Source organism: Carnobacterium sp. GW821-FHT04C06 (genome assembly GCF_059420345.1).
In genome coordinates this window covers 65,715-81,176 of the sequence record NZ_JBWKTN010000001.1, presented here as the reverse complement: position 1 = coordinate 81,176, position 15,462 = coordinate 65,715, and the positions used below count along the sequence as shown (strand labels likewise).

Genomic DNA, 15,462 nt, shown 5'->3' with positions numbered 1-15,462 from the left:
TTAATTGAGTGAGTTACTCAGCAAATTTATTTTTATGGTCGTATTTATTCTCATGGATTGTGTCACTGATTAAATAAGTGTAAATATCATCTACTAATTCAATTCCCAATTCTTCATAGCGCGTTTCTCTTAAACGACCACGTTCTCCTGGGAAATTTACCTCAGTAAAGCCATTAGCAGGAGTGATTTCTTTTAATTCATCTAACATCTGTGAGATATTTTGCTTAAATTCTGTTAAATCAGTAAAAAATGCTGGATTGAACACTATATGCAGTTGTCCTAATTCACGCCCGTTGGATAAGTCATGATACATTGATGAAACATGTTTGCCAAAAGGTAAACCCAATAAAACACCTGATAAAATATCTACCATCATCATTAAGCCTGATCCTTTTGGACCAGCAATTGGAAGCAAAGCATTAACTTTGGTTGGATCTGTGGTTGGTTCGCCATTTTCATCTACTGCCCACGTATTGGGTATCGGTTCTTTTTTAGATCGAGCATGTAACACTTTTCCCCATGCTTGAACCGTTGTTGCCATATCAAAAGTAATCATCCGTTCATCTGCTGATGGTGCTGCAAATGCAATAGGATTAGTCCCGTAGTAGGCTTCACTACCACCAAAAGGAACCACCATGGGATCTGACTGACAGACTGACAAAGCAACTAAATCTTCTTGAGCCGCCATTTCAACAAAGTAAGCCAAGGCCCCACTATGAGACATATTGCGAATACCGACTGCACCTATGCCAGTTTCTTTTGCCATCTTCATTGCTTCACTCATTGCTTTAGTAGCGGCTACATGACCTGAACCGTTGTCTGCTTCAAAAATCCCACAACTCGGAGCTGTTTTTTTGAATTCAAAATGAGGTTGATTGGTAATCCCACCTTTTGCAATGCGTTCCGCATAATATTCCACCCGAACTGCTCCATGAGAATGAATGCCTCTAGCATCTGCAAAGGTTAAAACATCACTAACAATTTCAGCCTGTTCTTTACTTAAACCCGCTCGTTGAATTTTAGTTTGAATCAATTGATGTAGTTCTTTTTTTGATAGTTTCAAAGAAACCCTCCTTTAGTCCTTTTATTGGACTTTTTCACCAAAAGCACTTGCTTTGTTGTATTGATCAAAATGAATCGTATCACTTTGTAAATAATCATAAATCGACTTAACGATTGGAATGCCTTCTTTTTCATATTTAGCTTCAATAATTTCTGACAATTCACCTGGATAAAGCACTTGATCAAAACCATTAGCTGGTTTTGATTCGTGAAGTTCTTCCACCATTTGATTAATGTCTTTTTTAAATTGCTCTAAGTCAGTGAAAAAGCTTGGATTGATTACAATATGGAGTTGACCTAAGTTTCTACCCGCGGTAATATCGGTATACATAGACGAAACATGTTTCCCAAATGGCAAACCTAATAATGTACCCGATAAAATATCCACCATCATCATCAAACCATAACCCTTTGGACCAGCAATTGGCAATAGCGCTTTCACTTCATGTGGATTTGTTGTCGCATTTCCTTCACCGTCCACTGCCCACGTATCTGGAATATCAACATTTCTTGAACGAGCATCTAAAATTTTACCCCATGCTTGAACGGTTGTCGCCATATCAAATACGACGGGCGAATGACCAAAGCGCGGCGCTGCAAACGCAATCGGATTTGTTCCAAAATACGGCTCTGCCCCGCCAAAAGGAACCACCATCGGATCGGATTGACAAACAGATAGGGCAATCATGTCTTGTTCAGCAGCTTGTTTAACAAAATAAGCTAAGGCCCCACTATGTCCCATTTGATGGACACCGACAACTCCGATGCCTGTTTCTTTTGCAAGAGTAATCGCTTCTTTTAAAGCCTCATTTGCTGCAAAATGACCGACTCCATTATCTGCTTCAAAAACACCAACACTTGGTCCGGTTTGATTAAATTTAAATTTAGGCGCTAAATTCGTCCCACCTTTTGCAATTCGTTCTGCATAATAATCGACACGAACTGCTCCATGAGAATGGATACCTCTTGAATCAGCGAAAGCTAATGTATCTGCTACAGTATCAGCATGAATACTGGATAAGCCTGCTTTTTCTAATTTTTTTTGAATCAATTGGTGAAGTTCCTCTTTTGTTATTTTTACCATTTCTAATTCTGCCATGTCAAAAATCCGCCTTCTTTAATTAAATTTGTGCATCACGATTGCAATCTTTTGAGTATAAATAACTAAAGCTTTCGTCACGTCCTACTGCATATGTTGCTTGTGGTACGTATGCGCCCATAAATAAATAATCACCTTTTTGAATTGGAATCCATTCATTATCCAGTACATAAACACCTGAACCTGATAACATATATGCGCCATGTTCTTGAACATGCGTTTCAATATAACCATGACTTGCTCCTGGTTTAAATGAAAGAATATGGAAATTCATATCAAAACCTAACTCTTTTGGCAATAAATCCGTTAATAAAACATCTGACATTCCTTCATAATGTTCTGCTGCCATTTCATTTGTGTTGCCACTCACCACATGGGCTGTATGACCAGCAATCGCTTCGTAACGCTTTTTATATAAGAATAATTCACTATTTGCTCCATTTACGTTTTCTAAATACATTTTTTTACCCGCTGGTAGATAAACATAACCACCAGTTGTATGAATGTATTCGGTTTCACTATCGCTTATTTTAACTTTTCCATCTAACACGTAAACAAAGGTTTCAACACCTTCTTCTCCAAATCCTAGTTCATTTCTACCATTTGGCAGCATTGTTACAATATAGTCTACGAAGGTTGCTCCTAATTTTGGTGTTGAAAGGATAGATAACTCACAGTCTTCAAAACCAGGAACTGTATTTTTTACTAGTCCGTCTGGTGGAATCAATGCAAAATTTCCTCTTCTAATAATTGAACGTGATGATAATAATTCATCACTATAACCAATACGATTATTTTTATAACCCACTTTAAAAACCTCACTTTATTATTTTTTGATTAGGAATTGGATGACTATTTTTAGTCATCCATTCCAGTTAAGCATTTTCTTTATTACGCATCATTAAATTAGCTACTAAGAATAAAACAGTTCCTACAACCATAATTAAGGCTGATAAATAAAATCCATTTACTTTAGATCCAGTAGCATCCGAAATCAATCCTGTTACCCAAGGAGCTAGTACAGATGAACTCATTCCGAAGAAGTTGAATACACCAAAAGTTGTTCCATAGCCTTTTTTAGGTGCTGTATCCGCAATATACGAAATAATAATGGGTTCTACAGCTAATTTTCCAAGTAATCCATACAAAATTAAGCCAACTAATAAAATTCCTGATGTTGGCGCTAAAACAGTTAAAACTAACATAACAGCTGCTAGTAGTTCCAACACAACGATAAAATGAATTTTTTTAGATTGAAATTTATCTGATAGTCGACTAAAGAATAGCGCTCCTGGAATTGCTGAAAAAGCAACTAATGCTGCTGAAAAACCAATTGCAACGCCTTGGAATCCGCGCTCTTGTTGTAAGAAGGAAGGCAGCCAAGTAACGACCATATAGTAGCCATAACAAGTTGCAAAATATAAAATATAAGAAGCAATCATATTAGGAGCAAATAAACGTTTCATTGAAACTTTATCTTCAGGTGCGTGCTCAATTTTTGTTTTAGAACCTTTTTGAACCACCTCATCTGGTGTTGAACGAATGACTTTAACAAAGGCAATCATAATTAAAATAACTAAACCAGCCACTAAATACATCATAATTTGCCACGGTAGATGCAATTGTTTTACTAGTAAGCTTGATAAAATCAAGCCAATTCCCATTCCGATTGCTGAACCACTATTAATAATTGCGGTTGAAAGCCCACGACGTTCGGCGGGGATACTTTCAGATGATAGCGAGTATGCTGAACCATAATAAGAGCCACAACCAATACCTGCTAACAAACTACCTGCGTAAACCATCGTAATCCCATTTGCATTGGCAATCAAAACTGCTGCTAATGCAAACAAAGTAAATCCTGGAATCAATACCATTTTCTTACCAAATTTATCAACTAAAATCCCGGCTGGAATTTGCATTCCTGTATAGCCAAAGAAATAAAAACTTGAGATGGCTCCTAGTGAAGCATCACTAATTCCACCACCTAATGAAGCATTTAATTCTGGGAAAATTGGGGATAGTGCTGAACGATACACCCAAATAATGGCCCACCCTAAACACAACATGACAATGATTTGTTTCCAGTATTCCATACCTTTTTGTTTGATTGCTTGACTATTCTCCATACCCTTCACTCCTTTTAATCTACGTATGCTAGCTCATACAAAGCTAACGCCATTGTTTTAACACCTTCAACTAAATCTTCTAATTTCGTGTCTTCTGCTGGATTGTGACTAATTCCATCAATACTTGGGACAAAAATCATACCTGTTGGTATTTGAGGGGCAATAATTTGAGAATCATGACCCGCGCCACTATGCATCATACGATAATTGATGCCTTCTTTTTCAGCCACATTTTTAATAACCTCAATCATTTTTTTATCCATTGGAATCGGTGTTTCGTCCATCCATAAATCCACGGTTAACTCTAAACCTAATTCATCAGCAATTTGATGCATATCTTCTTCAATCTCCGCTGTAAAGTCATTTAGAACGTTTTGATCTGTATGACGACAATCCATTGTGAACAAAACTTCTCCAGGAACAACATTCACAGTATTGGGTTTTGGCTCTACTTTTCCAAAAGTCAGTACCAATGGTTCTCCAACTAATCGTGCTTTATCAATGGATTGGGAACAGATTTTACTAAATCCATAAATCGCGTCTTTTCGATACTTCATTGGAGTGGTTCCTGCATGATTTGCTTGACCTTTTAAAATCATTGTATAACGCTTTTGACCGACGATGCTTGTCACCACGCCGACTGATTTATTTTCTAATTCTAATACATTTCCTTGTTCGATATGAATTTCCAAGAAGGCTTTAATATCTGTACGAAGCGTTTCTTCTTCATCTTTAAAATCAAAACCAGCGTTTCTCATAGCATCAACAAATTTCACTCCATTAAAATCGGCTATTTCAGATACGTCTTCTTTTTTTGCAAGACCCATCAAATTTTTACTTCCCCAAAAAGCAAATGGAAAACGGCTTCCTTCTTCTTCTGCCATTGAAATCACTTCAAGCGAACGAAGAGGTGTTCCGTATTGTTCTTTTAAATACTTAACTGCCAGATAAGAAGAAATAACACCAAATTGTCCATCTAATTTCCCACCATTTACCACAGTGTCAATATGTGATCCTGTTAAAATGGTTTCAGTTGGATACTTGCTTCCTTCCAAACGACCGAAAAGATTGCCTATTGCATCAAAACTTGTGACCATTCCAATATCAGAAAGCCTTTGCTTCACACCATTTTGAGCTTCTAACCAGAAATCAGAATACAACAAGCGAGTGGTTCCTCCGGTTGGATCTGCCCCTATATTTGAAAGCCATTTAACATTTTCTGCTACTTCTTTTGTTAAATCCATCATGTATCATCTGTCCTTTCTTTTATAAGCTTTCTTACTACACTTCTTATTGTAAGCGCTTATCAATGGAATTGCATTGTATAAACACGCTAAATAGTCTTATATCTTTTTGTTCATAACAAACAATTATCTTCTTTTTTTTAGATACTGTTGCTATATCATTCTTTTTCTATCATCCTTTACAATGAAGATAGAATTATTCTTAAGGAGGAAAATAAATGGATTATCAAGAATTTACGTATAGTACCTTACAAGGACTTCCTTTAATGGCTACTTTTTATCCATCAACACATTCCGAAGGCAGTCGCACTATTCTTTACATTCATGGTGGTGGCCTTGTTTGGGGCAGTCGCAAGGATTTGCCTGCTGATTATATCGACCTTTTTCATAAAGCTGGATACAATTTTTTAACTTTTGACTATCCATTGGCACCTGAAACCACTTTACCTGAAATAGTAGCCTCTATCAAACAAGGGATTCAATGGTTTCATAAGGTTGCGACTTCAGAGTTAAACCTTTCTTCTTCGGATTTTCATTTATTTGGCCGTTCAGCAGGTGCTTATCTAGCTTTTTTAGTTTGCAAAGATCAAACACTTCCTCACCCTAAAAGTTTAATTAGCTTTTACGGATATGAAGCGATCAATGCTTCTTTTTACTCAAAACCAAGCCACTATTATTTACGATTCCCTAAGGTTTCAGTGGAACTTAAAAATGCAATTATTGGAAATAAACCTCTTGCTTCCGGAGCAATTGAAGAGCGTTATGGCATCTATATGTACGCAAGGCAATCTGGTCACTGGCTAGACATGGTGCTGCCTGCTATTTTACAAGCAACAAAATATTCTCTAACCGATACGGATCTTCTGTCATTGCCTCCGACCTTTTTAGCTCAAAGTACTACTGACGAGGATGTTCCTTATGAGATTGGAGAATCCTTAGCTAAAAAAATCCCAATAAATCAATTTGTATCTGTTGAAAATGAGCCTCATGATTTTGATAAAAATCCTAAAAATCCAAAAGCATTAGCAGTTTATCATCAGTTGATTCAATGGTTAACCTCTCATGAAATAAAAAAGGATTCTAACTGAATAGAATCCTTTTGAATCTTATTTATTTTTTTCAATTAATTCAAGCGGTGAATCTACTTTTGCTTGAACGTCTTTTAAATTAAAGAAATCATAGGCCGTTTGCAAGGCAAGACGTCCCATTTCAGTTGGTTTTTGAGCGACGGTCGCATCTAATTTCCCTGATTTAATCGCTTTTAAGCCATCTTCCGTTCCATCAAAACCAATCACTTTAATCTCTTTTTTACCTGCTGCTTCAATGGCTTCAATTGCTCCTAGCGCCATTTCATCATTTTGAGCAAAAATAGCCGTTACTTCAGGATTTGATTGGAGCATATTTTCCATAACCGTTAATCCTTTTGCTCGGTCAAAGTTGGCTGTTTGTTTGGCAACAACGGTTAAATGTTCTTTTGCATAATCTTCAAATCCTTTACCGCGCTCTCTGGTAGCCGAAGCTCCTGGCACGCCCTGCAATTCTCCAACTAATGCCTTTTTTCCACTCACTCTTTCAAGATACTCTCCAGCCATCTTTCCGCCTTCACTATTATTCGAAGCCACAAGACTTAACAACTTGCCTGATTCACTGCTTCGATCAATAGCAATGACAGGAATATTGGCTTGATTCGCAGATTCAACGGCAGGAGCGATTGCAAAAGAATCTACGGGATTAATCAAAAGGACATCTACATTTTGTTGAATCAAATCGGTGATATCGTTACTTTGTTTAACTGAGTCATCTTGCGCATCGACTATTTTTACTGTCGTATCATGTTCCTTTGCCAAGTCACTAATCCCTTCTTTAACAGAGACGAAGAATGGATTATTCAAGGTTGATAAAGAAACGCCCACAACCAATTGATTTTCAGCTTTTTTTTCAGGTTTAAGCTCCTTCACATTTTCGCCTTCTAATGTCGCTATTTTACAACCTGACAAAACCAGCATACTGACAAGGAATAATGCGATTGTTTTTTTCATTTGTTATCCCTCCGTTATTTTTTCTTTCTATCCAATAAAACAGCGATAATAATCACAATACCTTTAACAATTTGTTGGTAAAAGCTAGAAACACCTAGCAAGTTTAATCCATTATTTAAGGTTCCAATAATCAATGCACCAATCAATGTCCCAAAAATACGTCCCTTCCCACCAGAAAGACTCGTTCCTCCTAATACTACTGCAGCAATTGCATCCATTTCATACGCTTGTCCTGCTGTAGGTTGGGCTGAGTTTAAGCGTGAAGTGATAATAATTCCGGCAACTGAAGCCATCATTCCTGATAATGCATAGATCAATGTTTTAACTTTATCAATCTTAATTCCCGCAATATAAGAAGCTTTTTCATTTCCCCCAATTGCGTAAGTTTTACGCCCAAATGTCATTTTGTGTAATAAAACATATAATAAAACAAAAGCCATTACCATTAAAATAACAGGAACCGGTATATTGAATAAATAGCCACGTCCAACAAATTTGAAAATAAAACTATCGCCAATTCCCGTAATCGGGTTTCCGTCGGTATAGACTAGTGTTGCCCCACGGTAAATTGTCATTGTTGCTAACGTTGCAATAAAAGGTGCCATTTTGCCTTTAGTAATTAACAAGCCATTGACTGCACCTAAAACGCCACCGATGACCACACCAATAATCATTGCTAAAATTGGATCTAAACCGCTTGCAATCATTCCAGCCACTAATGCTCCACTTAATGCTAATGTTGACCCAACAGATAAATCAATCCCTCCTGTCAAAATAACAAAGGTCATCCCGAATGCAATCAACGCATTTACCGATACTTGTCGTAATAAATTCAACAAGTTAATGGGTGCTATAAAATTTGGATTTAAAATGGTAACTATGACCATTAAAACAAGTAGTGCAAGAACTGGACCTAATTTTCCTAACAACTCTTTTAACTGATTTTTTTTCATTGAATTTTCCATTTTAATAGCCTCCAGTTGCAAGTTTCATAATATTTTCTTGAGTGGCTTCTGATTTTGGGTATTCTCCGGCAATTTTTCCTTCATGAATCACAATAACCCGATCACTTACACCAAGTATTTCAGGTAAATCACTGGACACCATCACAATGGCAACACCACGTTCTGCTAGTTCATTCATTAACTGATAAATCTCACGTTTAGCTCCCACATCCACGCCACGAGTAGGTTCATCTAAAATCAATATTTTAGGACCAATGCCAATCCATTTTGCTAAAACAACTTTTTGTTGATTCCCACCAGATAAACTTCCTACAGATATGTCTTTATTTTGTGCTTTTACCGTTAAACGCTTCATTAGTAACTCTGCAAATTCATCTTCAGCTTTTTCGTCAATAATTCCCTTCACCGTAAAGCCGTCAATACTTGGTAAACTAATATTGTCTTCTATTGAAAAATCTAAAATTAACCCTTCTGATTTACGATCTTCCGTTAAAAAGCCAACCCCATTTAAAATAGCCGTGCTTGGATTTTTCAATACAACTTCTTTTTTCTCAATGTAAATTTTTCCTGAGTCGATAGGATCAATCCCAAATATAGCTCGCATAATTTCGGTTCGTCCTGCTCCCATTAAACCAGAAAACCCTACTATTTCACCTGAGCGAACAGCAAAAGAAACCTGATCGAATTTTCCTTTACTAGAAATATTTTTGACTTCAAATCGAACTTCGCCAATTCGTGCAGTTTTTTTTGGATAATAGTCACTTAACTCACGACCAACCATTTTACGTACCACATCGTCAACGTCTGTTTCTGCCACTTTCATTGTGCCAACTGTCAATCCATCTCGCATAACTGTGATGCGATCACTAATTTGAAAAATTTCTTCCATTCTATGAGAAATATAAACAATTGCGACATTTTTTTGTTTTAGTAGCTCAATAATTTTAAATAAAGCAAGAATCTCTCGTTCCGTTAAAGCAGCAGTTGGCTCATCCATAATGAGTACTTTAGCATCTGTCATTAAGGCCTTAGCAATTTCAATCATTTGCTGTTGACCGACAGATAAATCGCTGACATTCGCTGACAAATCTAATTCGATGGTTAATTCTTCAAAAACAGATTTTGCTAACGCTTCCATTTTTTTGTTTTGAATGATTCCAAATTTATTTTTTAATTCTTTTCCAATAAAAAGATTTTCTAAAACGGTCATTTCTGACCATGTGTTCATCTCTTGATGGATAAAACTAATGCCGTATTCCTCTGCTTCTTTAGGATTACTAAAGTAACGCTCCTTGCCATCTATAAAAATAGTGCCTTGATCTTTTTTATGCAGTCCTGTTAGAATATTCATTAATGTGGATTTCCCTGCACCATTTTCTCCCATCAGCGCATGGACTTCTCCGCCAACACAGTCAAAATCAACGTTGACAAGTACCTTATTTTCTCCAAATGCTTTTGATATTCCTTGTAATAAAATATTCATTCTGATTCCTCCTAAAAAATAACCCCAGCTTCTAGTATGATATTGGAATATGGTGTGGCTTCACCAGTTCTGATAATGACTTTTGCTTCTTTAGTTTGTTCTTTAAAAGCTTCATGGCTTACAAATGTCAGTGGTCGGTCTAACATTAAAGCATGGATTGACTTTAACTGTGGCACATTCATTTGTTGAATCTCATCTGCTAAAATAGCTGATTCTACCTCCATTTCTTGAAGAAGAAGCGCCAATATTTTTTGAAAAGGAGGATCTTGTAGACTAAGAGCTAAGTCTATTTTAGCAACCCCTTTAGGAATCGGAAGTCCTGCATCGGCAATCACAATTTGATCGGTATGTCCTAAATCGGCTAATATTTTGGCAATCTCGCTATTTAAAATCCCATTCTTTTTCATAGTGATCACTTCCTTTCAACTCTTCTAGAGTAGGCATTCCACCTTGTGCACCAAATTTTTGAATTGATACAGAGGCAGCTAAATTTCCAAAGCGAATGCTTTCTTTGAGAGACAATTGATTCATCAATCCCACCACAAATGCTCCGTTGAAAGTATCTCCAGCACCAGTTGTGTCTGTTGGATTAACTTGATATCCTGAAATAATCAGTTGTTCTTGACCATTGTGGTATACAACCCCTTTACTCCCTAATGTAACTAGTAATTTATTGGGGTACATCGCTAAGCCAGATTCAAGCGAATGATTAGGAAACAACAACTCAAATTCATGTTCATTAGGTGTAAGGTAGGTTACTTTATCGATTGTTTTTTTAGCAATTTGACGCGCTGGAGCAGGGTTTAAAACGGTTTGAATCCCATGTTCAAAACAATAATCAATAATGATTTCTACTGTTTCACTTGGAATTTCTTGTTGTAATATAACAAAATCTTCCTTATTTAAGGTTGTTAGTAACGGCTTAATCATTTTTTCATTTATCGCGTTATTAGCTCCTGGTATCACTATAATACTATTATCCCCTTCAGATAGTGTAATGTGAGCTGATCCTGTCCCTAAATGTGGAACCCGTTCCACATTTGTTACATCAATCTTTTCTTTTGATAAATTCTCGATAATTTCATCCCCATAAAAATCCTTGCCAACAGCTCCAATCATTTTTACCTTTGCTCCTAATCTTACCGCAGCAACAGCTTGATTGGCGCCTTTTCCTCCAAAGGTTGTTTGAAAATCTTGGCCTATTAAGGTCTCACCTTTTTTAGGGCGCTTTTCAGTTTTTACAACAAAATCTGTTGATGCACTTCCAATCACAATAATTTGGTTCATGATTACTCCTTCTTTCTTAAAGTTTCTCTTTGTTTTAATAGAACGGGTAGTTGAATTATTTTTTTATCAATAGGTTGGTTTTCCATGACGCGACATAATAATTCTGCTCCTTTATAACCCATCTCATAGGCTGGCTGAGCTATCGTCGCTAAACTAGGATAGACCATTTGACTAAATGGAATGTCATCATATCCAATGATTTGAAGCTCTTCTGGAACCTTAATTCCTCGACGTAAGGCTTCTTTTAAAATAGCTAACCCGTGTACGTCATTTGAAGCAATTACGCTATCCACTTTTGGAAACTGTTCAAATAATTCTAAGGAAGCTTTTTTTGCTGAATCAAATTGAAAAGAATCCGTTTGAAGCAGGTGATACGTTAAGTTTTCCTCTTTAAAAACAGAGACACTACCTTTTAAACGTTCCACAGAACCTTTAATTGATTTTGGTCCTACTAACAAAACAATTTCTTTTGGGCTTCCCTCAGCAATCGTTTTAGCTGCAAGTATTCCACCTTCAAAATCATTGCCATGAACGGCGTATTCTTTTTTTGTTGCCACGCGATCTAGTAAAACAAAGGGGATTTCTTTTAAATTACTGGTTCCACCATCCACAGCAGATAGTATTCCAGCAACATTGTTTTGCATAAATGCTTTTAAATAATCTTGCTCTTTTGCCATATCTTCTTGTACATTTCCTAGAATTAAATGATAACCAGCTTCATTCATTTTATCCTCTACCCCTTTTGCTAATAGAGGAAAAAAAGGATTGGAAATATCAGGCAACAGTAAACCTACTAATTTCGATTTTTTTTGATAGAGAGACCGGGCCACTTCGCTTGGATGAAAATCCAATTTTTTGATGGCTTTTTCAATTTTTTTTGCAGAGTCAACACCTACATAGCCACTTTGATTGATGGCTCTTGATACTGTCGCAACAGAGACACCTGCTAATTTAGCAACATCTTTAATGGTTGTCATTCAATGGATTCTCCTTCCTCCAAACATGTAACCGATTACACAACTATAGTAACACGCATATTTTTGATTAGCAAGTTTTTTTATAAAATCAATCTTGTAATTTAACACCAATCAGTTTATTAATCACTTGGCAAGGATAAGACCGCGTCGTTAGCAATGGGCCTGCTTCAAAATAACAATCTATTAATTGATCGACGGCAATTTCTTCTATCTCTTCTAAATAATCTATAGGAATCGTCAATCTTACGCTTCCTTCATTGTTCTCATCTACAATACTTTTATGATAAAAATTAACACGCATTTTCATTACTTCTTCGTTTATTGATTCAATTTTTCGTATTTTAAAAGTGGCAGTTGAAAATTGGCTCACATTTAAATCTGTTTTCAAAATAAAACAACTCCTAACATTGCATTCCAAATCTTTTTAAGTATAACATCTCTAATGACACTACCTTACCAATTTAAGAAAATCTTGAGGTAAATTTAATACTTTAAATTAAAAAAAAATTAAATTTTTCCGGTTTTATTAACTTCTTATGTGAAAAACGCTATCAATGTTTATTTTACTATTCAATTATTGAAATTTTAGAGTATAATCTTACTTTATAGAACGCTTAAATTTGATAAAGCTAAATTGTTAGAATATTTCAAATTCAAGCGATATTGGAGGATGAATTCAAGTGAAAAAAGAAAAGACCTTCTTTGGTCAACCAAGAGGATTATCCACTCTCTTCTTTACTGAAATGTGGGAACGATTTAGTTATTATGGCATGCGCGCAATTTTAATCTATTATATTTACGATACTGTTGCAAATGGTGGACTAGGTTTTTCTCAAACACTAGCTGCTTCGATTATGGCCATTTATGGGTCGTTAGTTTATATGTCCAGTGTAATTGGAGGTTGGGTAAGTGATCGGCTTCTAGGTAGCCGTAAAACCATCTTCTATGGTGGTGTGTTAATTATGGTTGGTCATATTGTCTTAGCAACGCCATTTGGTGCCGGTGCTTTGTTTGCCTCAATAGCCATTATTGTTCTTGGAACCGGAATGTTAAAACCAAATGTTTCAGAAATTGTTGGAGGTCTTTACGATAAAAAAGACAATCGCCGCGATGCAGGTTTTAGTATCTTTGTAATGGGAATCAATATTGGGTCATTTTTAGCTCCTTATATTGTAGGAACAATCGGTCAAACTTATAATTATCATCTTGGTTTTTCCATTGCTGCAGTCGGAATGTTTGTAGGATTAATTCAATTCCATTTCCAAGGGAAAAAATATCTTGGTGAGTTAGGAATGAAACCAACAAATCCTATCAATGAAAACGAAAAGAAACAACTTTTAAAAAATCTTATTATTGGTGCAATTGTTGTAGTTGCAGTCTTTCTTATAGCGTTCTTAATGGGACAACTTACAATTGAATTCGTTATTTTATTACTAAGTATTATGGGTGTTGCTTTACCTGTCTTTTACTTTACGAAGATGATTCGTAGTAAAGATGTTGACGATACAGAGCGTTCAAGAATATGGGCTTATATCCCACTATTCATTGCCAGTATTTTCTTTTGGTCAATTGAAGAACAAGGCTCAGTTATTTTAGCAATTTATGCAGATAAACGTACGAACTTAGACTTTATGGGTGTTCACTTAATGTCAAGCTGGTTCCAATCGTTAAATCCATTATTTGTTATTTTAATGTCACCTATCTTCGCATGGTTATGGACTAAGTTGGGTAGACGTCAACCTTCTACTACAATTAAATTTTCAGTAGGGATTGTTTTTGCCGGACTTTCATTCGTCGTTATGGTGATTCCTGCCATGATGCATGGCGTTGATACACGTGTAAATCCAATGTGGTTAGTTTTAAGCTTCTTCTTAGTTATTATCGGGGAAATGTGCCTTTCTCCTGTCGGTTTAAGTGTTACTACTAAATTAGCTCCTCGTGCTTTCCAATCTCAAATGATGAGCATGTGGTTCCTTGGAGATGCTGCAGCGCAAGCAATTAATGCTCAAATCGTTTCATTATATAATCCAAACAATGAAATTGTCTACTTTGCAGCTGTTGGTGGCTTTACTGTAGTAGTTGGATTATTGCTATCCTTTATGAATCCAAGAATCAAAACGTTAATGCGTGGTTTAAATTAAACAAAAAGAGATCCTTTAAAAGGATCTCTTTTTTATGCTAGCTAACAAGTTAACCATAATTTAATTATGTAATCATTACAAAGTAACAGTTCCGTTAATAAAAGATTAAAGTTTTGACCATTCGACCTTTTTACTTTTAGAGCATGTTATAGTTAACAAAAATAGCTATAGAAAGTCAGGAATAAATATGTCGCCTAATAGAAAATGGATTAAATTTGGTTTGCTCGTAGCAACGTTCATCATTGGAATTTTATTTATTAATGAGCGTTACATTAAAGCCGATCAAAAGAACGACACGATTGGAAATCAATCACCTCATCAAACAGAGAAAAAAACTTTGTCTGTTCCAATAAAAGAATCTTCGCAACTTGATGTCCCTTTATTTTATCAATTTGATGAACCTAGTCTTTATAACGGATGTGAAGTTACTTCATTAGCAATGATTTTAAATTATTACGATATTGAAGTGACAAAAAATGAATTGGCTGATGAAATAAAAACAGTTTCTTTATTAAATGAGGACGACGAATATGGTAACCCTCACAAGGGCTTTGTTGGAAGCATTAGTGGTGAAGAACCTGGGTTAGGCGTCTACCATGAGCCAATTGTAAAACTTGCGCAAAAATATGTTTCAAAAAATAAAGTAATTGATCTTACTGGCAGTGATTTTAACGAAGTTCTTGCAGCCTTATCAAGTGGTCACCCTGTTTGGACGATTACTACTGCTACTTTTAGCCCAGTTGATGATTTTGTAACATGGGATACAACTGACGGTGAAATAGATGTTACTTATAGTATGCACAGCGTTGCAATTACTGGTTATGATAGTGAAATGGTCTATTTTAATGATCCATATGGCGAAAAAGATTCTTCAATGGATCGCGATACATTTGAAGAGACCTATGAACAAATGGGCAGCCAAGCTGTTTACTTTAATCTATAAACAAAAAAGCTAAAATCAACTAAGTTGATTTTAGCTTTTTTTATTTATTCAGTTTTTATTTATTCAGTTTTTATTCATTGGTAAGATTATCAA

General features: G+C 35.9%; 15 protein-coding genes. 3 read left to right on the top strand and 12 right to left on the bottom strand.

Going from position 1 to position 15,462, the window contains the following annotated elements:
* Positions 1–13 precede the first annotated feature (13 nt).
* From allD (AC07SW_RS00390) to allC, 5 genes are all read right to left on the bottom strand, one after another.
* Positions 14–1,063: an ureidoglycolate dehydrogenase gene (gene allD / locus AC07SW_RS00390; RefSeq protein WP_034569775.1), complete on the bottom strand. Its 1,050-nt coding sequence runs from the start codon at positions 1,061–1,063 to the stop codon at positions 14–16.
* 21 nt (positions 1,064–1,084) lie between these two features.
* Complete coding sequence (allD, locus tag AC07SW_RS00385; RefSeq protein WP_119908028.1) at positions 1,085–2,161, bottom strand: ureidoglycolate dehydrogenase; 1,077 nt, start codon at positions 2,159–2,161, stop codon at positions 1,085–1,087.
* A 22-nt stretch (positions 2,162–2,183) separates the two neighbouring features.
* Entirely contained in the window at positions 2,184–2,969 is a 786-nt protein-coding gene (gene allE / locus AC07SW_RS00380) for a (S)-ureidoglycine aminohydrolase (RefSeq protein ID WP_119908027.1), read from the bottom strand.
* A 67-nt stretch (positions 2,970–3,036) separates the two neighbouring features.
* On the bottom strand, positions 3,037–4,290 hold the full coding sequence (locus tag AC07SW_RS00375; RefSeq protein ID WP_034569783.1) for an MFS transporter: 1,254 nt from the start codon (positions 4,288–4,290) through the stop codon (positions 3,037–3,039).
* Positions 4,291–4,304: 14 nt separating this feature from the next.
* On the bottom strand, positions 4,305–5,534 hold the full coding sequence (allC, locus tag AC07SW_RS00370) for an allantoate deiminase (protein ID WP_119908684.1): 1,230 nt from the start codon (positions 5,532–5,534) through the stop codon (positions 4,305–4,307).
* 218 nt (positions 5,535–5,752) lie between these two features.
* On the opposite strand from allC, the gene AC07SW_RS00365 reads away from it, so the two are divergent.
* Positions 5,753–6,622 (top strand): alpha/beta hydrolase, encoded by an 870-nt coding sequence (locus AC07SW_RS00365; RefSeq protein WP_119908026.1) that lies wholly within the window; start codon positions 5,753–5,755, stop codon positions 6,620–6,622.
* An 18-nt stretch (positions 6,623–6,640) separates the two neighbouring features.
* Here the strand turns inward: AC07SW_RS00365 and AC07SW_RS00360 are convergent, their stop codons facing one another.
* The 7 genes from AC07SW_RS00360 to AC07SW_RS00330 all read right to left on the bottom strand — a co-directional run bounded on the left by AC07SW_RS00360 (position 6,641) and on the right by AC07SW_RS00330 (position 12,673).
* Positions 6,641–7,573, bottom strand: a complete 933-nt coding sequence (locus AC07SW_RS00360; RefSeq protein ID WP_034569787.1) for a D-ribose ABC transporter substrate-binding protein — start codon at positions 7,571–7,573, stop codon at positions 6,641–6,643.
* Positions 7,574–7,587: 14 nt separating this feature from the next.
* Positions 7,588–8,538, bottom strand: a complete 951-nt coding sequence (locus tag AC07SW_RS00355) for an ABC transporter permease subunit (protein ID WP_034569789.1) — start codon at positions 8,536–8,538, stop codon at positions 7,588–7,590.
* Position 8,539: 1 nt separating this feature from the next.
* Positions 8,540–10,021 carry a sugar ABC transporter ATP-binding protein gene (locus AC07SW_RS00350; RefSeq protein ID WP_485400735.1) on the bottom strand — a complete coding sequence of 494 codons (1,482 nt, stop codon included), beginning with the start codon at positions 10,019–10,021 and terminating at the stop codon, positions 8,540–8,542.
* Positions 10,022–10,032: 11 nt separating this feature from the next.
* Positions 10,033–10,428 carry a D-ribose pyranase gene (gene rbsD, locus AC07SW_RS00345; protein ID WP_119908023.1) on the bottom strand — a complete coding sequence of 132 codons (396 nt, stop codon included), beginning with the start codon at positions 10,426–10,428 and terminating at the stop codon, positions 10,033–10,035.
* Positions 10,403–11,308 (bottom strand): ribokinase, encoded by a 906-nt coding sequence (gene rbsK, locus AC07SW_RS00340; RefSeq protein WP_494632059.1) that lies wholly within the window; start codon positions 11,306–11,308, stop codon positions 10,403–10,405. The genes rbsD and rbsK overlap by 26 nt, the downstream gene beginning before the upstream one ends.
* 2 nt (positions 11,309–11,310) lie before the next feature.
* Positions 11,311–12,285 (bottom strand): LacI family DNA-binding transcriptional regulator, encoded by a 975-nt coding sequence (locus AC07SW_RS00335; RefSeq protein ID WP_119908021.1) that lies wholly within the window; start codon positions 12,283–12,285, stop codon positions 11,311–11,313.
* Positions 12,286–12,373: 88 nt separating this feature from the next.
* The gene (locus AC07SW_RS00330; RefSeq protein WP_034569804.1) at positions 12,374–12,673 is read right to left on the bottom strand and encodes a hypothetical protein; all 300 of its coding nucleotides are present in this window, start codon (positions 12,671–12,673) and stop codon (positions 12,374–12,376) included.
* A 286-nt stretch (positions 12,674–12,959) separates the two neighbouring features.
* On the opposite strand from AC07SW_RS00330, the gene AC07SW_RS00325 reads away from it, so the two are divergent.
* Together AC07SW_RS00325 and AC07SW_RS00320 are read left to right on the top strand one after the other, a co-directional pair.
* Entirely contained in the window at positions 12,960–14,426 is a 1,467-nt protein-coding gene (locus tag AC07SW_RS00325; protein WP_436627660.1) for a peptide MFS transporter, read from the top strand.
* Between the two features lie 187 nt (positions 14,427–14,613).
* Positions 14,614–15,369 (top strand): C39 family peptidase, encoded by a 756-nt coding sequence (locus AC07SW_RS00320; RefSeq protein ID WP_494632057.1) that lies wholly within the window; start codon positions 14,614–14,616, stop codon positions 15,367–15,369.
* Positions 15,370–15,462: the final 93 nt, after the last annotated feature.

Coding starts and splice junctions, on each gene's coding strand:
- AC07SW_RS00335 (WP_119908021.1), bottom strand. CDS start 12,285: ATGACAACCATTAAAGATGTTGCTAAATTAGCAGGTGTCTCTGTTGCG.
- AC07SW_RS00360 (WP_034569787.1), bottom strand. CDS start 7,573: ATGAAAAAAACAATCGCATTATTCCTTGTCAGTATGCTGGTTTTGTCA.
- AC07SW_RS00350 (WP_485400735.1), bottom strand. CDS start 10,021: ATGAATATTTTATTACAAGGAATATCAAAAGCATTTGGAGAAAATAAG.
- rbsD (WP_119908023.1), bottom strand. CDS start 10,428: ATGAAAAAGAATGGGATTTTAAATAGCGAGATTGCCAAAATATTAGCC.
- AC07SW_RS00355 (WP_034569789.1), bottom strand. CDS start 8,538: ATGGAAAATTCAATGAAAAAAAATCAGTTAAAAGAGTTGTTAGGAAAA.
- AC07SW_RS00365 (WP_119908026.1), top strand. CDS start 5,753: ATGGATTATCAAGAATTTACGTATAGTACCTTACAAGGACTTCCTTTA.
- AC07SW_RS00375 (WP_034569783.1), bottom strand. CDS start 4,290: ATGGAGAATAGTCAAGCAATCAAACAAAAAGGTATGGAATACTGGAAA.
- AC07SW_RS00320 (WP_494632057.1), top strand. CDS start 14,614: ATGTCGCCTAATAGAAAATGGATTAAATTTGGTTTGCTCGTAGCAACG.
- allD (WP_119908028.1), bottom strand. CDS start 2,161: ATGGCAGAATTAGAAATGGTAAAAATAACAAAAGAGGAACTTCACCAA.
- rbsK (WP_494632059.1), bottom strand. CDS start 11,308: ATGAACCAAATTATTGTGATTGGAAGTGCATCAACAGATTTTGTTGTA.
- allC (WP_119908684.1), bottom strand. CDS start 5,534: ATGGATTTAACAAAAGAAGTAGCAGAAAATGTTAAATGGCTTTCAAAT.